Below are 19,261 nucleotides of genomic sequence, written 5' to 3'. Positions count from 1 at the left end.
TGTATTATTATGGGTCGATTTTTTTGTAATATGTAAAAATAAACAACACAACCGATTGCGTATTATTTAAATTTATTTACTTTTGTTTCGTTCGTTAGAATTTTAGTAGGAACTGACTATCGAAAAAAGATGTTCTTATTGTTTAATGAAACTTACTAACCAAAGTATTAACCAACTAAATTAATTTCTATGATTAACTTTTTTATTATTAAAAAAACAAAACTCTTAAATTGTTTTGGGTTTTTATGCCTGATGTTTTTGTTTTCGCAAAACACCTCGGCACAAACCACAGTAACTGGAATCGTTTCTGACAGCAACGGTCCTATACCGGGAGCTAATGTGAGTATTAAAGGCACTAAAACGGGTGTCATTACAGGTTTTGACGGGAATTATTCTATTGCAAATGTGCCTAATAATGCTGTTTTAATTTTTAGTTTTTTAGGTTTAACGAATAAAGAAATTGCTGTTCAGGGCAAAAATAATATCAATGTGGTGCTCGAAGAAAACTTAAGCAATCTTCAGGAAGTGGTTGTGATAGGGTACGGTGCACAGCGCAAAGAAGCTGTAACGGGTTCTGTTGCTTCTATAACCGGAGATGATTTGAGGGAAGTTCCGGGAGCCAATATTACGCAGGCTTTGCAAGGGAGAATTGCGGGGGTCGAAATGACACAAACCTCATCAAAACCGGGTGCTTCAATGCAAATCAGAATTCGTGGTACGCGCTCACTTAATGCGAGCAATGATCCGCTGGTAGTTCTTGACGGTATTCCTTTTGCGGGATCAATTGGTGATATTAATCCAACGGATATTAAAAGCGTTGACATCCTTAAGGATGCTTCGGCAACAGCTATTTACGGATCTCGTGGGGCAAATGGGGTTATATTAGTAACCACCAATAAAGGTAAAAAAGGACAAAAGGCAAGATTTACTTTTGATAATTATTACGGTTTGAAAAGTGTATTTGCCCGCTACCCAATGATGGACGGCGAGAAATTTGTAAAGCTTCGTACAGCCGCAGGAATTTATACCAATGGTTTAGACGAATCTAATACTACAAATACAGACTGGCAGGATTTATTTTACGGAACGGGTATGGTTACAAGTAATGATTTTGGAGTGTCCGGCGGAACAGAAAACGGTTCTTATAATTTTGGTATCGGACATTATAAAGACGAAGCAGTTATTCCGGGTCAGGATTACGAGCGTATTTCGCTGCGTGCTTCTGTAGATCAGGAAATAGGCAGGTCTTTTCGCTTTGGTATTACTACAAATAATAATTATTCGATTACCAACGGAAGTAATTTGTCAATGTATGGTGTACTGAACAGTTCGCCAATAGCGAATCCTTACAATCCGGATGGCTCTTTAAAAAGAGTAATTGAGATGCCGTTGGACCAGCAATGGGTTTATACCAGAGAAAGTGTAGAGAATCTGGGAGATAAATGGATCAACCAGACCAGAGCGTTCGGTTCTTATAATAATATCTATGGCGAGGTGAAGATTCCCGGAGTAGAAGGTTTAAAATACCGTGCCAATGTAGGTCTTAATTTCCGCATGACGGATTCGGGAAGTTACACGGGCGAAGGTGTTTTTAGTGCAACGCCAACTACGCCTTCAACTGCTAATATAGGACATTCACTAACTACTAACTGGGTGCTTGAAAATCTATTGACATATGATCGTACTTTCTCAGAAAAACACAAAATAAATGTGGTTGGATTGTATTCTGCAGAACAAACTTCTTTCAACAGTTCGTCTGTATCGGCAAGAGATATTCCTTCAGATGCTTTTCAATTTTATAACTTAGGACATGCAGCAGGTGAAATCACAATTAACCCCAACGATCAAAATTATTACAAAAGTGGCTTGATGTCCTGGATGGCGCGCGCGATGTATTCGTATGACAACCGCTATATGATAACGGCTACGGTACGTTCTGATGCTTCTTCGAGGTTGGCAGACGGGCATAAATGGAATACTTATCCGGCAGTATCGGTGGGATGGAATGTTAAAAACGAATCGTTCTTAAAGGATGTTGGATTTCTGGACGCCTTAAAACTTCGTGTGGGTTATGGAGAAACGTCAAACCAATCGATTAATCCTTATGCAACACTTGGACGTTTGAGCACTAGACCATACAATTTTGGTACTGATTACGCTGTTGGATATTATGTGTCTGAATTGCCTAACCCGAATTTAGGTTGGGAATATTCTTCGACATGGAACTACGGACTGGATTTTTCTATCTTAAAAAATCGTTTGTCAGCGACTGTAGAGTATTATGTAACAGATACAAAAGATATTTTGCTGGCTGTTAATCTTCCAAGTACATCCGGGGTAACAAGTTATACAGGAAATATAGGACAGTCTCAGAATAAAGGTATCGAATTTTCATTAAACGGTGTCATATTAGACAATGCCGGTGGCTGGACTTGGGAAGCGGGAGTTAATTTCTATTCTAATAAAAACAAATTAGTAGCATTGGCTTCAGGACAAGACAGGGACGAAAGCAACTGGTGGTTTGTGGGCAAGCCAATCAATGTAATTTATGATTATGAAAAAATTGGACTTTGGCAGCAAGGAGATGCTAACTTAACAAAATACGAACCGGGAGGAAATGCGGGAATGATTAAAGTAAAATATACGGGAGATTTTAATGCAGATGGAAGTCCAACAAGACAAATAGGACCAGAGGACAGACAGGTAATGAAAGTTGATCCTGATTTTCAGGGCGGTTTTAATACTCGTGTAGCGTACAAAGGATTCGATTTAACAGCAGTTGGAGCTTTCCAGAGCGGAGGTATTTTAATCAGTACACTTTATTCTTCGTCTGGTTATCTTAATATGTTGAGTGGGCGCAGAGGAAATGTTGATGTAGATTACTGGACACCGGAAAATACAGATGCCAAATATCCAAAACCGGGTGGTATTGCAAGCGGTGATAATCCGAAATACGGTTCTACTTTAGGATATTTTGATGCGTCGTATTTAAAAATTCGTACCATTTCGTTGGGTTATAATTTCAAACAGAAATTTATTGAAGATGCAGGATTGCAAAAATTCCGTATTTACTGTACCATACAAAATCCATTTGTTATGTTTTCGCCTTACCACAAAGAGTCAGGAATGGATCCTGAAACAAACTCATACGGTGATGAGAACGCTGCGGTAACCACTGAGTATAAAAAACGTTTACTGACTTTAGGAACGAATACTCCGGCAACACGTAACTTCTTGATTGGTTTTAATTTAACATTTTAAAAAAGAAAAAAATGAAACGTATACAAATAAGAACTTTTATAGCAACAACGATTATGATGTTGTTTTTAGGGTCGTGCAACGAAATTTTAGATGAACAGCCAAGAAGCATTTACGAGCCCGGATTTTTTAAGACAGAAAAAGGGGTTTACGGAGGATTAACTTCCATGTATGCTCACTTGCGTTATATTTACGGACCTGCTTATTATTACAATACATTGGTAACAGGTACAGACGAAGCTACCTACGGACAAAGTGCTGACAATAACTTTAAGGATATGGATTTGTCCGGAGTAGGTTCTGTCACGTCAACAAGCAGTCGTACAGATGGATTATGGACTTCTACATTTCCTAATATTAATACGGCAAGTGGTATTATAGAAAATGCGGCGGCAGTAGGAACGATCTCTGAGGGTCTGATTGCGGAAGCAAGGTTTTTTCGCGCTTTTGATTATTTTCTTTTAGTGCAGACTTTTGGCGGTGTGCCTTTAGATTTGGGTGCAGGAGAGTTAAAATTCAATACAAACCCTGTGAGGACTTCAACTCGTAATACGGTTCCTGAGGTATATACCAAAGGGATATTTCCTGATTTATTAACGGCAATAAATGATTTGCCAGCACTGGGTAGAGTAAAGGGGGGAGTGACTAAAACAGTTGCAAGATTGTATTTGTCTAAAGCATATTTAACTTATGCATGGTGGCTTCAAAATCCTAATAATATCCCAACTTATCCTGCTGCTGACAGAACAGATCCTGATGGACATGATGCGCAGTGGTATTTTCAAAAAGCATATGATATAGCAACAGAAGGTATTGACAATCCCGGACCTTTTAATTTACAAAATACATATTATGATGTTAATGTAGGCGTAAATGATCGTAATAGCGAAATACTGTTATATGCAGATCATACAGAAACAAGTGAATTTTATAACGCGAGCAGTCTTACGTATTCTAATGGTGCCGCACCCGAGAATTTTTCAGGATGGATGATGACCTGGAATTACACGAATATCAGAAGTGCAGGTGTCAGTTCTATTCAGCGTGAAGCCTCACAACCATTAGGGCGTCCCTGGGTACGTATGTGTCCAACAATTGGTGTAATAACAAACACTTTTGCTGACAAAACAAATGACTCACGCTACGATGGTACTTTTACGACGGTATATCGTGGTAACTGGAATAAAGCAGGAAATACTGCTGCAACACTTATCAATGCAAATGGTTTACCGGTTAGTCCGGGTGGTGCAATTCTAACTTTCCTGAACACGGATAATCCGGGTGTTGTATATGCGACGGCTACAGGAAACATTGGCGCAGGATTGTTGGCAGGAAGATCAGATTTTGTTATTAACCCAAGTGGAATTAGCAGAATTGTGTATCCGGGTCTATGGAAATTAGGCGTTTATCGCACGGATAACGGAACGGGATTAGGACAGCCTAATGCAGCAAGTACACGCCCTTTTAATATCGCCAAGTTCTCTGAGTTGTATTTTATTGCAGCTGAAGCAGCTGTAAAAGGAGCATCACCAAAAGGAGGAAAAAGCGCCAGAGAATTGATTAATGTGATTCGTGCACGTGCCGGAAAATGGAGATGGGATAATAACGGAAATACTGCAAAAGTAGCAGACAACAGTACTGCTCTAACAGCGGCTACTCCAGCAATTATTGATCTTAATTATATTTTGGCAGAGCGTTCACGAGAATATTATGCTGAAGGATACCGTTGGTTTGATTTAGTGCGTACCCAAAAATGGGAAGAATTAGCAGGCTCTTATCAAATTTGCGGAAGTAATTACGGCGATCACACTCCTGTAACTGTAACGAGAACAATAGACAAACATCATTATTTGCGCCCTATTCCGCAGGCTCAACTCGACGGAATGGTCATGACGCCTTCAGAGAAAGCAGCGTATCAGAATCCGGGTTATGAATAAAGATTGTTATTTCGATTCCGAAACTTAGGGAGAGAAATCGTACTGAAAATTCAGCAAAGATTGGTGTTTTTAGGAATGAAGTTACGATTGCGATTTCTCATTCTTCGAAATGACAAGATTGCGATGATTTATCGAGAAGGAAATTTTAAATAAAGCATTATTACGGCATTTCATATAAGTGGTTATCGTTAGTTTTTGTAAAAAGCCGGGAGTTTATTCTTCCGGCTTTTGTTTTTTATTTGAGGTTTATAATCTGATATATTTTGAACAATCAAAAACGACCAGGTTTTCTTAATGAAAAGTTAAGTTTACGTTTTTTGATACTATATTTTTTTTGTCAGAAAATTTTAGAATAAATTTTCTGTTCTTTGTAGATTAAATTTTACTAAAAAAGTAACAAAGTATAAGTCTTAGCGACCAATTTAAAGTACAATATTATTAGGTAATTTAAGTTAAGACTAATCATCGTATTTGCGTTTATGGACAACAAGAAGTTTATATTAAGTTTAAAAAAAGGTAATGAGGCTTCCTTCAAAGAAGCTTACCTTAATTACTATGATAAACTGATAAGTATTGCCAGACGTTTTGATTTTACCGTTCTGACCCCACAGGATTTTGTTCAGGAAACTTTCTTACGATTATACAATAAAAGAGAATTGCTTAATGAAGAGGTTTTATTCGACAAACAATTGTTTACGATCTGCAAGAATATCATTCTCAATCACGTTAATAGAGAAAATAAGATAATTCAGCTTGATCCGGAGTTCGAAAAAATGGAACCCGAAGATACAGAAACAATAATTTTTGAAGAAAGAAGAGAAAAACTGTATAATTTTATTAATCTTCTTCCGGAGCAGCAACAAAAAATATTTACTTTACACAAACTGGAAAACCTTAGCTATAAGGAGATTGCAGCAATGACAGATCTTTCTGAAAAGACAATTGCCAATCATATTTATCTTGCCAGTAAATTTATTCGAAAAAAAATCGAAGAGCATTAGGAACTTTTGTGTTCTCGTTTGTTATATCTATAAACGGAAACATAAAATGTATATTGAATCTTATAAAACGGATGTAAAAACAAAGGAAGACGCAAAATTTATTGTCGTGCTTCTGCAGTTTATTATTTCTGATTGCATAATGAATTTTGACAAAGAGAATCACGATCTTATTCTAAGAATCGAAACCAACAGGGATATAAAAGAAATGGTTTATGGTGTTTTTAATAAACAGGGATTTTACTGTCAAAAAATATAAAGCTTCAAAGACATGGATGAAAAAAAAATAGAAGAAGAATTGAAAAAAGTGTGGGACGAAACTCCTGTTTCACATTCTGATAATGAAAAAGAGATTTCCTGGGAACAGTTTCAGGCAAAGGCATTTGCTTCAGAAAAGAAGAAATCTAAGGCTTGGTTTTATTATGCAGCGGCAGCAGCAGTTTTAATTTTTGTTGGTACCAGAATTTACTTTAATAGTAATCCTGCAGAAAAGGCAATTCAATTTGCTTCGAATGTAATTGAAAACCGGACTTCAAAAGTAAAAACTATTTTCTTGCCGGATAGTTCGAAAGTAGAATTAAGCCCAAATTCTAAAATTGCTTATGCCAATAATTTTGAGATCAATAGAAAAATTGACATGGAGGGTGAGGCTTATTTTAAAGTAAAAAAAGATAAAAAGCATCCTTTTCAGGTTTTTTGCAATGAAACTACAACTACGGTTTTAGGAACTTCTTTTACTGTATTAGGGCAAGATGGAAAAGGTGTAGTAGTGCAACTTTTTGAAGGAAGTGTGCAGATGAGTGTAAAAGATCAGGATAAAAAATGGATACTGAAACCGGGTGATAAGTTTACTTATGCAAACTCAATTGTATCGGTCGTAGAATTTAACAGGTTTACGGATTTTGAGAATGAAAAACTGATGGTTGTGAGTGCTTATATTGAGGCGCATTACGGTTATAAAGTAATTATACCACAAGAATATTACAACCAGCGAATTACAGTAAGAATAAATAAAAAAGAAGATTTAAAAACAATTGTCGAATTAATATCAGAAATGTATAACCTAAACTTTGAAATAAATGAAGATTTAAAACAGATTACTTTTCAATAGAAAAGAAAAGGATGCACTAGCCGCGAAACTAAACATCCTTCCTTATAGTCAGGGTAGTATAAAACTATCCCATTTAATAATATTCAAAAATACAAAATTTCATGAAGCATATAATTTCAGCATGCTTTTTTTTATTCAGTTTGTCTGTGTTCTCCCAGAACATTACCGTTACGGTAGATCAAACGGTTACATTAAAAGAATTTTTTAAGGAAATTGAGAATCAAACCGACTTTAAATTTGCTTTTACAGATCAGATTAATACAGAACAAAAATACTTTACAAAAAAGCACAGCTATAAAAATATCAAAATAGAAGATCTTGTAAACGACTTGAATACAAGTGCATCTATTCAATTTTCGATAGTAGGGAATAATATTTTTGTGAAGAAAAAAACGTCTAAATCAACTACAGCTAAAAAAAAAAACAAGCTGACAGGACAGGTTCTTGATGATGGTAATGAACCTATTATTGGAGCAAATGTCTATGTCAAAGAAGTAGAAACCGGTGTGATAACGGACAAAAACGGAATGTTTTCTATAGAGCTTGATAACGGAACTTATACTGTTGCGGTTAGTTATATAGGGCTAACCAATAAGGAAAGAAAGGTTGAAATAACTGATGATGCAAGAATGAAATTTATAATGGATTCTGACAGTCAGCAATTAGAGCAGGTGATTATCACGACAAGCAAGGCCGTTGACGTAAAGAATACTCAAATGAGTGTAAACAAGCTTTCGATGGCTGAGATTAAAAGACTGCCGACTGCTATGGGGGAACCGGATCCCTTAAAATCATTACTAACTTTGCCTGGGGTTACAAGTGCCGGAGAAGCTTCGTCAGGTTTTAATGTACGTGGGGGTGCTGCTGACCAGAATTTGATTCTTTTAGATGGTGCTCCGGTATACGGGGATTCTCATATGTTTGGTTTATTTTCTATTTTTAATGCAGATATTGTTAGCGGATTAGATTTATACAAAGGAGGGATTCCGTCTAAATTTGGAGGACGCGTTTCTTCAGTTCTTGACGTAAGTCAGCAAACTGGAGATCTTAATGAATATAAAGTAAACGGAGGTATCGGTCTTATATCAAGCCGACTTTTGGTACAGGGTCCTATAAAGAAAGATGTTGGGTCATTTATTATTGCAGGACGTGCTTCTTACGCGCATTTATTTTTAAAACTTACTGATATCAAGAGTTCGCTCATGTTTTATGATATTAATGCTAAGTTTAATTATCGTTTGGGAGCCAATAATACAATAGCTTTTTCCGGTTATACGGGAAATGATTTATTTAATATCAACAATTTTTTCAACACTACTTATGGTAATACTATGGGAACGTTTAGCTGGAAACATAAATTTTCAGACAATTTAAATACGAATCTTTCTGTTTTTTACAGTGATTATAAGTTTAATCTGGAAATACCATTTCAAAAATTTGAATGGGATAGTAAAATTACCAACTACGGGCTTAAATACAATTGGAATCACACCATATCAGACAATTTTAAACTGAACTATGGTATTGATGGTTTGTATTATGATTTTAATCCTGGAACTATACAGCCTCAAGGTATTGGTTCACAGTTTAATTACAATCAGTTAGATAAAAAATATGCTTTAGAAACGTCTGCTTATCTTGATGTTGAAAATCAGGTGACAGAAAAACTGAACCTTCGTTATGGTCTTCGTTATAGTACATTTTTACGTTTAGGTGATGAAAATATAAGTACCTATGAAAATGGACAAGCAGTAGTTTACAATCCGTTATATCATATTTATGAAGAAGGAACGCCAACTGGAAGTACTTATTACGGAAAAGGAAAAACCATCAGCAAGTTTGATAATCTTGAACCGCGATTGGCATTATCATATGCTTTTAATGATGAAACTTCGGTAAAGGCGAGTTATAACAGAATGGCGCAATACATTCATATGTTGTCGAATACCCGTGCACCGTTGCCTATGACGATCTGGACACCAAGCGGACCTTTTACAAAACCGCAAATGCTGGACCAATATGCAGTAGGATATTTTAAAAATTTGAAAGAACGTGAATATTCATTTGAAGGAGAATTGTTTTATAAAAAAATTAAAAACCGTATCGATTACATCGATGGTGCAAATCTATTAGGGAACAATAATATCGAACAAGATATCCTGAACGGGGAAGCAAGATCATATGGTATGGAGTTATTGTTCAGAAAAAACACAGGGCGTTTTACAGGATGGGTTGCTTATACTTTGTCCAGGGCAGAACAAAGAACACCCGGAAGAACACCAAGCGAACCGGGTATCGCCAACGGAGATTGGTATTTGTCCGGATACGATAAACTGCATAATTTGAATGTTACTGCAAATTACGAATTCAATCGTAAATGGTCGTTTAATGCTAATTTTAGTTTACAATCAGGTCAGCCGGTAACATATCCAAACGGTTATTATGAATTTGGCGGTATAAATGTAGCCAACTATACATTGAGAAATGCCAACAGACTTCCTGCCTATCATCACTTGGATATTGGTGCGACCTACACTCCTAAACCGGATAAAAAGAAAGGATGGCAAAGCTATTGGGTATTTAGTATCTACAATCTTTACAACAGGCAAAATGCTGCATCGATGACTTTTTCACAAAATGATAATACAGGAACGAATGAGTCCAGACAGTTATCTATTTACGGATTAATACCTGGTGTTACATATAATTTTAAATTTTAATAGCATGCTAAGATTAAAAAAATACAATTTAAAAAGTAAAGCATTTACTTTATTTAGCCTTCTTTTTGTTTTACTTTTTTTGTCCTGTGACAAAGTGGTTGAACTTGATCTGGAAACAGGAGATCCCAAAATAGTGATCGACGCCGAAATAATTTGGGAGAAAGGAACCAGCGGAAGTGAACAGACCATAAAAATAAGCAGAATGGCACCTTATTACAGTCCAACGACACCAAAAGTTTCAGGAGCACAGGTAAGAGTTGAAAATAGTGATGGAGTTATTTTTACGTTTAATGAATCTGAACCTGGCTTATATAAGTGTACTAATTTTGTGCCTGCAATTGATATGGAATATAAATTATTTGTACAAGTAGACGGACAGACTTTAACGGCTACAGAAAAATTAGTTGCTGTGCCGCCAATAGAAAGAGTAGATCAGGAGTTTATGGCAGATATAACTGGTCCTGATCTTATTGTAGTATCATTTTATTATAAAGACCCGGCTGATCAGATCAATTATTATCTAACGGATTATAAAACTGATTTTCTTGCTTATCCGGATTATTCACCATCAAGTGATGAATTTGTTAATGGGAATGAAATAGTTGAAAAATATGCAGATACGGATCTAAAACCGGGAAAAGTTCTTGATATCACACATCGTGGTATTTCTAAAAACTTTTTTAATTACATGAATTTAATTTTACAGGCTTCAAGTTCGAATCCTTTTGGTTCGGTACCGGCTAATATCAGAGGAAATATAATCAATACAACTGATACTAATAATTTTGCACTAGGCTATTTCAGACTTTGTGAAGCAAACCATATTATTTATACAGTAAAATAAGAATTTAATTGGAGGTTGATTTGTAAATACATCTGGCATTAAAACAACAAGTGTCAGATGTATAACCTTATTACCTTGTTGGGTTTTAATCATCGCTTAGTTTCAATCAAAAATGCAGACCTATTTCATAACGGAATAGGTTTTTTTGTGTCTTTTTTATAATAGTTTACTAAAAAATAAGATTTTAGGAGTTCTATTTTTCAAGCGATCAGAGCGTATTTTAAGGATATCTTAATTTAATTGGTTACGCTCAAAAAATTAAATAGAATTATTTTTGCACTTACTTTCAATTGGTTCATAATAAGCACCATCAACTATAACAATAATTAGAAAACGGCAATGATTACAACACTTTTAATAATTTTTATTTGCAGTTTTCTTGCCTTTTCAATAAGTGCTATTTGTGGTGGCGGAGCAGGATTATTATTAATTCCGGTTTTAGGCAGGCTTTTGCCAATAAGCCAGGTTCCCGCAGCATTATCTATAGGAACTTTTACGAGTTCTGCCTCACGGTTAATCGTTTTCAGGAAACATATTTGCTGGCATATCGTAAAATATTTTGTGCCGGCAGCATTACCCGCAGTTTGGTTAGGAGCATGGTTACTGAAATTTGTAAATCCCGTTTACTTAGAAATCGCAATGGGATTATTCTTAGTAGGAAACATTCCGTTTTTGTTCAAAAAATCAAAACAGATCAATACAGTAGATAAACCAAGTAATCTGGCATTGGGAGCAATTGGTTTTACGGCAGGTTTTTTATCCGGACTTACAGGCGCCGTGGGATTACTTTTTAATAAGTTTTATTTGCGTTACTGGTTAACAAAAGAAGGCATTATAGCCACACGAGCTGCCAATGAAATAATCCTGCATTTAGTAAAAATTGTTCTCTACACGCTTTTTGGGCTAATTTCCCTAAAGGTTATTTATGTTGGTATTGTAGTCGCTGTTGCCGCCGTATTGTCGACCTGGTCTATGAAGTTTTTATTGCCAAGGATCAGCGAACTTGTGTTTAAGAAAATAGGTTACTTTGCTATGGTTATTTCAGGTCTTATGATGTTGACACAATCAGGTTCAGAGTTGCTGACAACTCAAAATATTGGTTTTACCATTAATGAAAAAACCAAAGGATTAGAGACTAAAATGAGATGGGAAAACGCCAGATACGCCCTTGAATTTAGTTATGATGAAGGATTTGAATTTGAACAAATGATCCCAATTACAGATCTAACAACAGAGCAGCAAAAGTTAGTAATGGATAAAAAAGAAAACGCTGACGAAATAATCATTGAAGCTGTTTACGGAATCCGTTCAAAATCTTATGAAGCCTATTATTTTAAAAACGATGAATTAATCAACAAAATTGACTTTAAGTAGCCGGGGTGATTGGGATTAAATTAAAAAAAAAGCAAATCAATTACAGCCATTTTTTTCGTTTGAACCACAATAACGGGACAACAAAACAAAGCAGTAATAGTATTGCAGCATACACATAGCCGTATTTCCATTCGAGTTCAGGCATGTATTTAAAATTCATACCATAAATTCCGGCAATAAGCATAGGCAAGGAAATACAAGTGGTGATAATCGTTAATGTTTTGAAGATTCGGTTTTGTTCCAGGTCTATTTTATTGCTTACATAATCTTTAAGATCTTCGAGTCGTTCAAAATTGTTCACTACATATTCGTTGATTACTGTTAGATCCTCAAGTTCAAAAATAATTGCTTCCTTTATTTCGGGACTTAATTTGTTGCTCTTTTTCAATAGCAGTAAAATTCTTCTAAATTCATTCAGCGATTCCCTAATAAGATAATTATCGAATTTCAGGGCCGTTAATTCATCCAGTTCTTTTTCTGAAAAAGCTTTTCGCTTCTGGGAATTGTAATACGTGTTTTTAATGTTTTTTGAAATTACTTCAGTTAAATCTGCAAAATAATCCGGAACGATCCCAATCAGCATTCGAAGAAATGAATCTAAAGTGAGCGGGAAATTTTTCATGTTTTCAAAATATTCATGTTTTTTAGTTTCGGAGATAAATTGCTCAAAATTTACTGCCATAAACGAAAACATTATATTTTCTTTTAATATAAAAGACACAATCATCTCTTCGATCTTATTCTGATCAGAATAGTAAGGAAATGAAAAATTAAAAGCCAGCTGGTTTTCATTTTCCGCATAGTGAGAACTTATTTCAATATCGTCACTGTTGCTCAATATCGAAGTATCGATATCAAAAAGCTTTTCAATTTCTATAACATCATCTTTCGAATAATCAATAAGCTGTAAACTGGATATAGAACTCAAGTCTTTCGGCATTTCACCAATGCTTTTTATCGTGATAATATGGTTATGTTTATCTAAATATTCAATAATCATTATTACTTTTTATTTATTAATATATAAGATTAAAAGACAGCTGTATTCTAACAAATGTAGGGAAATATTCAGGAGTAATTTAAATTTAATAAGTGTCTTATTTAAAGATCATAACAATTAAATCTTGTTTTAAAACGCCAATAAAAACAACGATTGTTTATAATGCGTTTAAGAATACAGATCAAAGAGAGTCATTTTAAAAAATAATCGTTAATAGAATTTTAATAGTAAGTTTGCCTATTATATAAAATATAAAAATGGGATTGAATAAAGATATGAGCATACTATTTATTAAAAATATGGTCTGCAACCGTTGTATAATGGTAGTTGAGAATGAGCTTGAAAAACTTGATTTAGACTTTACAAATATCACGTTAGGCGAAGTCACCCTGGCAAAAGAGCTCAATCCTGATAAGCGTAATGCACTCGAAGCAGCATTGATTCCCTTAGGTTTTGAAGTGATAGATGATAAAAAAAGCAGAATCATCGAGAAAATAAAAAATAGCATCATCGATCTTGTACACCATCAGGATAATGATACAAAAAGCAATTTATCTGACCTGCTGAGTGAAAAACTCAACCACGATTACAATTATCTTTCTAATCTTTTTTCTGATGTGGAAGGCACCACGATAGAAAAATATTTTATCGCCCAAAAGGTCGAAAAAGTAAAAGAACTTTTGGTTTATGATGAGTTATCGTTAAGCGAGATTGCGCTGCGCCTTAATTATTCAAGTGTTGCTTACCTCAGCAATCAGTTCAAAAAAGTAACGGGATTAACGCCAAGTCATTTCAAACAAATTCGAGAAGAAAAAAGAAAACCACTGGATAAGGTTTAAGTAAATGTTACAAATCAAATCCATAATTGCGCAATAGAATTCATGTGTATAGTTGCCAACTTTGCATGTAAAATACAACAAGCGAATTATGGCGACAAATACAATAAAGGAAACAATTTATATCCCTCTTGAAGACGTAGAGAGCGAGCACTGTGCATTAATCGTAGAAAAAGGATTAGCACAGGTTGCAGGTGTTGAAACCCACAAAGTAGAAATAAACAACCGCAGAGCGGCCATTACTGTCAAAGGAAATGAGACCGTTGCTAATGCCGTAAAGGCAATTAAGGATCTGGGTTATGGTGTGCCAACAGTCAGAAATACCTTTCCGGTTCTGGGCATGACTTGTGCTTCATGTGCGGGAAGTGCAGAAAGCATCGTAACGTATGAGTTAGGAGTAGTGGGAGCTTCGGTAAACTTTGCAACCGGAAATCTAACGGTAGAATATCTTCCTAATCTAACAGATGCTGTTAAACTACAAAAAGCAGTTCAGGCTGTTGGTTACGACTTGCTTATTGTTGACGAAACAAAACAGCAGGAATCTCTTGAAGCGATTCATGAAGAAAAATTTAAAAAATTAAAAGCCAAAACCATTTGGGCCGTTATTTTGTCGTTGCCGGTAGTAACTATTGGTATGTTCTTTATGGATATGCCTTATGGTAACGAAATCATGTGGTTCTTTTCGACACCGGTAGTGCTTTGGCTCGGTAAAGATTTCTTTATCAATGCATGGAAACAGACGAAACACCGTTCTGCCAATATGGATACTCTGGTAGCTTTAAGTACGGGAATTGCTTATTTGTTCAGTGTTTTCAATATGCTTTTCATGGATTTCTGGCACCAACGCGGATTACACGCCCATGTTTATTTTGAAGCAGCAGCTGTAGTTATCGCATTTATACTTCTTGGTAAATTATTAGAAGAAAAAGCAAAAGGCAATACCTCATCAGCTATTAAAAAGTTAATGGGATTACAGCCAAAAACCGTAATAGTCATTCAACCTGACGGAACAGAAAAACAAGTAGCTATTGAAGACGTAAGTGTTGATGCGATTATTCTTGTAAAACCCGGTGAGAAAATTGCAGTTGACGGCATGGTTACTTCCGGTCATTCCTATGTAGATGAAAGCATGCTGAGCGGTGAACCTGTGCCTGTACTAAAAACAGAAAAGGAAAAGGTCTATGCCGGAACTATAAATCAAAAAGGAAGTTTCAGGTTCAAAGCTGTCAGGATAGGAAAGGAAACCATGCTTGCCCAAATTATAAAAATGGTGCAGGATGCTCAGGGAAGCAAAGCCCCCGTGCAAAAATTGGTAGATAAAATTGCGGGTATTTTTGTACCAATTGTTATTGGTATTACTATTATTACATTCCTTCTTTGGTTCTTTCTGGGAGGAGAAAATGCAGTTGCACAAGCATTGCTGGCAGCGGTTACCGTATTGGTTATTGCTTGTCCGTGTGCTTTAGGACTTGCTACGCCTACAGCAATTATGGTAGGAGTGGGTAAAGGTGCTGAAAATGGAATCTTAATCAAAGATGCCGAAAGCCTGGAACTGGCAAGAAAAGTTACTGCTATCGTCCTGGATAAAACCGGAACGATTACAGAAGGAAGACCAGAAGTTACCGGTATAAAATGGTTAGATAATCAAGACGCGACAAAAGACATCTTAATCAGCATCGAAAAGCAATCAGAACATCCTTTGGCGGAAGCCGTAGTAAAAAATTTGAAAAGCGCACAAAGTGTGGTTTTATCCAATTTTGATAGTATTACAGGTAAAGGCGCAAAAGCAGATTATCAGGCTGAAACTTATTTTGTAGGGAACAGGAAATTATTGACAGAGAATAACATTGTTATTGCCGATTCATTATTGAAACAAGCAGAAGAATGGGGCAGAGAATCAAAAACCGTAATTTGGTTTGCCAATAGTAAGCAGGCACTTTCTGTTATTGCTATTTCTGATAAGATAAAAGAAACATCTGTAGAAGCCATTAGACAAATGCAGGAAATGGGCATTGAATTGTATATGCTTACCGGAGATAATGAAGCTACTGCAAAAGCCATTGCCGGACAAACAGGAATCAAACATTACAAAGCAGAAGTAATGCCACAGCACAAAGCAGATTTTGTAAAAGAATTACAAAAACAAGGCAAAGTTGTTGCCATGGTAGGCGATGGTATTAATGACAGTACTGCTTTGGCAACCGCTGATGTAAGTATCGCCATGGGTAAAGGAAGCGACATTGCAATGGATGTAGCGAAGATGACTATTATTTCATCAGATCTTACCAAGATTCCTCAGGCCATCCGCTTGTCGAAGCAAACCGTCGCCACTATCAAACAAAACTTATTCTGGGCATTTATATACAATCTTATCGGTATTCCGCTTGCGGCGGGTATATTATATCCAATAAACGGATTCTTGCTCAACCCAATGATAGCTGGAGCCGCAATGGCTTTGAGCAGTGTTAGTGTGGTAAGCAACAGCCTGCGTTTGAAATGGAAAAAATAAACTCAGATTCTCAAAGAACAATAAATAGTGATCAAGATGAAACTAAATAAATTTGTGATAATAATATTGGCTTCAATAACAGTATTTGCTTCGTCGTGCGGAAGTGATACTAAGAAAATAAACGATACTGATAATACCGATAATCTCCACAATAATGCTGAAGATGCAGAAAAAAAAGACACGGTAGAAAAAACAAACAAGTACGAAAATGAATTGGGTCAGGCACTTGATAAAAACGGAAAATTTATAACAGGTTGCCCGTCACACAAAGAAATGATAGGCTCAAAAGGAGACAAATGCCCTAAGTGCAATTACATGACAATGATGCCTATAACCTGGTCTTTACAAGGAATAGACACCGTAAGAGTAACAAGTTTATCAGACTATAATCCTCCTGTCATCAAATAAAGCAATCTATTGGGTCTAACAGAAGTTTTATATGTTAAACCCAATAGATTAAAGAAATAATTTTAGTTGTAGAAAACTCCTTGATGCGTTTGCCAAACGGCGGTTTCATATTTTTTGGCCGCCGTTTTTTATTTTCTTTCATTTTCAAAGAGTCTTACAGCTAAGATTTCAAAAGCAATTTTATGATATTATTAATTAAAGGGATGGTGTGTAACAGATGCATTTATGTACTTGAACAGGAATTTTTAAAATTAAGGTTCGAAATCATTGATATTGAATTAGGGCGCATCGTACTAAAAGATACAGAAGATCTTACCATGCATTTGAGCACAATTAAATCCATGTTGGAAAAGTATGGATTTGAATTGCTTTTTAGTAAAACCCAGGAAACTGTAGAAAAGATCAAAGAGCTCGTAGAAACCGGGATTACGATGCAATTAGATTCCGGAATACCAGTTAGGTTCTCTTTATTAATAAGCAATAAACTGAATAAGAGTTACGATGCGCTCAGTGCTTTGTTTTCTTCTATAGAAGGAGAAACACTTGAAAAATATATCATTTTAAGAAAAATTGAAAAAATAAAAGAACTTCTGGTTTATACTAATCAGTCAATGTCTCAAATCACACATACTTTAGGCTATAGCAGTCCCGCACATTTATCGAATCAATTAAAGAAATATACCGGATTTACTTCTTCCTACTATAAACAAATAAGACGCGATAAGTTGGCTATTATTGAGGAACAATCAGATAAAATATAAATCAGTAAATGTCACAAATCAAATAAGGAATAGTGCAAAGAAATTGAAGCATAAATGGCGGAAATTTGCTTTATAAAAATAACAATAATAAGCATTAAATAATATGGAAAAGAAAGATCTTCAATTCAAAACAACCCTTAATTGCGGTGGATGTGTAGCCAAAGTAAAATCTGATTTAGATAGTGCCGAAGGTATCGGCGATTGGAGTGTAGACACCAACAATAATGATAAAATCCTTACCGTTGCATCAGAAGGAGCTACAGAGGACGAAATAATTGCCATCATCAAAAGCAAAGGTTTTAAGGCTGAGCCTTTAACTATTTAATATCAGAAACACTTCTTTAATTTTAAAACTCCAAAATTTTATGATTTTGGAGTTTTTTTATGATGAGACAATATAAAACAGTAGTAATTTTTATTCTGATTTTGTTATATCAAAAATTGTATTATTTTTTATCTTTATAAAATAAATTTATAATCATGACCATACAGCAATTAAAGTATATTGTAGCATTAGATGATGAACGTCATTTTGCAAGAGCAGCAGAGGCGTGTATGGTTTCACAACCCGGACTTACAATTCAGTTAAAAAATCTTGAGGAAGAAATAGGCATTAAAATCTTTGATCACAATAAAGTTCCACTGACACCTACAACACTGGGAAAGGAAATTATAAACAGGGCAAGAAAGATCCTGAAAGAAGCAGATGAGATTCGCGATTTTGTAGTAAACGAAAAAAACGTGTTAGAAGGCGAAATCCGATTAGGAATAATTTCAACCTTGTCTCCATATCTCATTCCATTGTTTATTAAGGCAATGAAAGAAGCTACTCCCAAAGTACATTTTATTATAAAAGAAGCCAATACAGGACAGTTAATGAAGGATCTTGAATCAGGCGCGCTGGATGTGGTAATTATGGCTACACCAACAGGAAATTCAAATTTAATAGAACATCCAATCTTCAAAGAACCTTTTGTAGCCTATTTAAATGAGCTTCACCCAATGGCAAATGACGAATTTTATGAGATTCAGCCGGGAGATAAAACAGAATTATTACTGCTTCATAGTGAGTTTTGTTACAATGCACAATTGCTTGATATCTGCGGTATCAAAACACCCGCAAAAATAAAAGAGCAGTTTACTTATGATATCAGTTCTATCGAAACTTTAAAGAATTTAGTTCGTGCGCAATTAGGATTCGCAATTATACCGGAACTTTCTGTTCTTAACGAAAAGGATATGAAACTTTTTAAACCCTTTAAAGAACCTAAGCCGGTACGAGAAATCAGCTTAGTAGTTTCTGATTCTTTTTCGAAAAAACTACTGCTTGAAAAAATGAATGAAGCGATCTGGAATTGTCTTCCGGAATCACTTCAAAAAGACTTTGTTTATCGCAAAATACGATGGAACGATTCTCCTTATTTTGTAAAATCAGTAAGTAAATTCATGTAATAATAAGAAAGCCTGACGAAGAGACGTCAGGCTTTGTGATATATCAATTATAA

General features: G+C 35.4%; 15 protein-coding genes. 14 read left to right on the top strand and 1 reads right to left on the bottom strand.

Features of this window, described 5'->3' with window-relative positions; all coding sequences use genetic code 11:
* Positions 1-189: 189 nt before the first annotated feature.
* From QLQ94_RS17990 to QLQ94_RS17955, 8 genes are all read left to right on the top strand, one after another.
* Positions 190-3,261, top strand: a complete 3,072-nt coding sequence (locus QLQ94_RS17990; protein WP_482498028.1) for a SusC/RagA family TonB-linked outer membrane protein — start codon at positions 190-192, stop codon at positions 3,259-3,261.
* 11 nt (positions 3,262-3,272) lie between these two features.
* Positions 3,273-5,195: a RagB/SusD family nutrient uptake outer membrane protein gene (locus QLQ94_RS17985; protein ID WP_482498026.1), complete on the top strand. Its 1,923-nt coding sequence runs from the start codon at positions 3,273-3,275 to the stop codon at positions 5,193-5,195.
* Positions 5,196-5,674: 479 nt separating this feature from the next.
* Positions 5,675-6,196, top strand: a complete 522-nt coding sequence (locus QLQ94_RS17980) for an RNA polymerase sigma factor (protein ID WP_427401573.1) — start codon at positions 5,675-5,677, stop codon at positions 6,194-6,196.
* Positions 6,197-6,242: 46 nt separating this feature from the next.
* Positions 6,243-6,452: a hypothetical protein gene (locus tag QLQ94_RS17975; RefSeq protein ID WP_271334245.1), complete on the top strand. Its 210-nt coding sequence runs from the start codon at positions 6,243-6,245 to the stop codon at positions 6,450-6,452.
* A 12-nt stretch (positions 6,453-6,464) separates the two neighbouring features.
* The gene (locus QLQ94_RS17970; protein ID WP_271334246.1) at positions 6,465-7,304 is read left to right on the top strand and encodes a FecR family protein; all 840 of its coding nucleotides are present in this window, start codon (positions 6,465-6,467) and stop codon (positions 7,302-7,304) included.
* Positions 7,305-7,405: 101 nt separating this feature from the next.
* Positions 7,406-10,024: a TonB-dependent receptor gene (locus QLQ94_RS17965; protein WP_482498024.1), complete on the top strand. Its 2,619-nt coding sequence runs from the start codon at positions 7,406-7,408 to the stop codon at positions 10,022-10,024.
* 4 nt (positions 10,025-10,028) lie between these two features.
* A complete protein-coding gene (locus QLQ94_RS17960) occupies positions 10,029-10,868 on the top strand; it encodes a DUF4249 domain-containing protein (protein WP_482498023.1) in 840 nt (279 codons plus the stop codon).
* 339 nt (positions 10,869-11,207) lie between these two features.
* On the top strand, positions 11,208-12,242 hold the full coding sequence (locus QLQ94_RS17955; protein ID WP_482498021.1) for a sulfite exporter TauE/SafE family protein: 1,035 nt from the start codon (positions 11,208-11,210) through the stop codon (positions 12,240-12,242).
* Between the two features lie 40 nt (positions 12,243-12,282).
* Here QLQ94_RS17955 and QLQ94_RS17950 read toward each other — a convergent pair whose 3' ends face one another.
* Positions 12,283-13,242: a CorA family divalent cation transporter gene (locus tag QLQ94_RS17950; RefSeq protein ID WP_271334250.1), complete on the bottom strand. Its 960-nt coding sequence runs from the start codon at positions 13,240-13,242 to the stop codon at positions 12,283-12,285.
* A gap of 275 nt (positions 13,243-13,517) precedes the next feature.
* On the opposite strand from QLQ94_RS17950, the gene QLQ94_RS17945 reads away from it, so the two are divergent.
* The 6 genes from QLQ94_RS17945 to QLQ94_RS17920 all read left to right on the top strand — a co-directional run bounded on the left by QLQ94_RS17945 (position 13,518) and on the right by QLQ94_RS17920 (position 19,208).
* Positions 13,518-14,081, top strand: coding sequence for a helix-turn-helix domain-containing protein (locus QLQ94_RS17945; protein WP_271334288.1), 564 nt, complete (start codon positions 13,518-13,520; stop codon positions 14,079-14,081).
* Between the two features lie 88 nt (positions 14,082-14,169).
* The gene (locus tag QLQ94_RS17940; RefSeq protein ID WP_482498019.1) at positions 14,170-16,587 is read left to right on the top strand and encodes a heavy metal translocating P-type ATPase; all 2,418 of its coding nucleotides are present in this window, start codon (positions 14,170-14,172) and stop codon (positions 16,585-16,587) included.
* A 36-nt stretch (positions 16,588-16,623) separates the two neighbouring features.
* Positions 16,624-16,995, top strand: coding sequence for a hypothetical protein (locus QLQ94_RS17935; RefSeq protein WP_271334252.1), 372 nt, complete (start codon positions 16,624-16,626; stop codon positions 16,993-16,995).
* Between the two features lie 182 nt (positions 16,996-17,177).
* Positions 17,178-17,756 carry a helix-turn-helix domain-containing protein gene (locus tag QLQ94_RS17930; RefSeq protein ID WP_271334253.1) on the top strand — a complete coding sequence of 193 codons (579 nt, stop codon included), beginning with the start codon at positions 17,178-17,180 and terminating at the stop codon, positions 17,754-17,756.
* A gap of 103 nt (positions 17,757-17,859) precedes the next feature.
* A complete protein-coding gene (locus tag QLQ94_RS17925; RefSeq protein ID WP_482498017.1) occupies positions 17,860-18,081 on the top strand; it encodes a heavy-metal-associated domain-containing protein in 222 nt (73 codons plus the stop codon).
* A 155-nt stretch (positions 18,082-18,236) separates the two neighbouring features.
* A complete protein-coding gene (locus QLQ94_RS17920) occupies positions 18,237-19,208 on the top strand; it encodes a LysR substrate-binding domain-containing protein (RefSeq protein WP_482498015.1) in 972 nt (323 codons plus the stop codon).
* The last annotated feature ends 53 nt before the right edge of the window (positions 19,209-19,261 follow it).

The sequence above is a fragment of the Flavobacterium sp. B114r genome, assembly GCF_056824125.1.
Note: the sequence above shows the minus strand (reverse complement) of the source record. Positions and strands in the feature narration are given on the sequence as shown.

Excerpts from the sequence above, each read along its gene's own strand:
- QLQ94_RS17990 (WP_482498028.1), top strand. The coding sequence starts at position 190 with ATGATTAACTTTTTTATTATTAAAAAAACAAAACTCTTAAATTGTTTT.
- QLQ94_RS17985 (WP_482498026.1), top strand. The coding sequence starts at position 3,273 with ATGAAACGTATACAAATAAGAACTTTTATAGCAACAACGATTATGATG.
- QLQ94_RS17980 (WP_427401573.1), top strand. The coding sequence starts at position 5,675 with ATGGACAACAAGAAGTTTATATTAAGTTTAAAAAAAGGTAATGAGGCT.
- QLQ94_RS17975 (WP_271334245.1), top strand. The coding sequence starts at position 6,243 with ATGTATATTGAATCTTATAAAACGGATGTAAAAACAAAGGAAGACGCA.
- QLQ94_RS17970 (WP_271334246.1), top strand. The coding sequence starts at position 6,465 with ATGGATGAAAAAAAAATAGAAGAAGAATTGAAAAAAGTGTGGGACGAA.
- QLQ94_RS17965 (WP_482498024.1), top strand. The coding sequence starts at position 7,406 with ATGAAGCATATAATTTCAGCATGCTTTTTTTTATTCAGTTTGTCTGTG.
- QLQ94_RS17960 (WP_482498023.1), top strand. The coding sequence starts at position 10,029 with ATGCTAAGATTAAAAAAATACAATTTAAAAAGTAAAGCATTTACTTTA.
- QLQ94_RS17955 (WP_482498021.1), top strand. The coding sequence starts at position 11,208 with ATGATTACAACACTTTTAATAATTTTTATTTGCAGTTTTCTTGCCTTT.
- QLQ94_RS17950 (WP_271334250.1), bottom strand. The coding sequence starts at position 13,242 with ATGATTATTGAATATTTAGATAAACATAACCATATTATCACGATAAAA.
- QLQ94_RS17945 (WP_271334288.1), top strand. The coding sequence starts at position 13,518 with ATGAGCATACTATTTATTAAAAATATGGTCTGCAACCGTTGTATAATG.
- QLQ94_RS17940 (WP_482498019.1), top strand. The coding sequence starts at position 14,170 with ATGGCGACAAATACAATAAAGGAAACAATTTATATCCCTCTTGAAGAC.
- QLQ94_RS17935 (WP_271334252.1), top strand. The coding sequence starts at position 16,624 with ATGAAACTAAATAAATTTGTGATAATAATATTGGCTTCAATAACAGTA.
- QLQ94_RS17930 (WP_271334253.1), top strand. The coding sequence starts at position 17,178 with ATGATATTATTAATTAAAGGGATGGTGTGTAACAGATGCATTTATGTA.
- QLQ94_RS17925 (WP_482498017.1), top strand. The coding sequence starts at position 17,860 with ATGGAAAAGAAAGATCTTCAATTCAAAACAACCCTTAATTGCGGTGGA.
- QLQ94_RS17920 (WP_482498015.1), top strand. The coding sequence starts at position 18,237 with ATGACCATACAGCAATTAAAGTATATTGTAGCATTAGATGATGAACGT.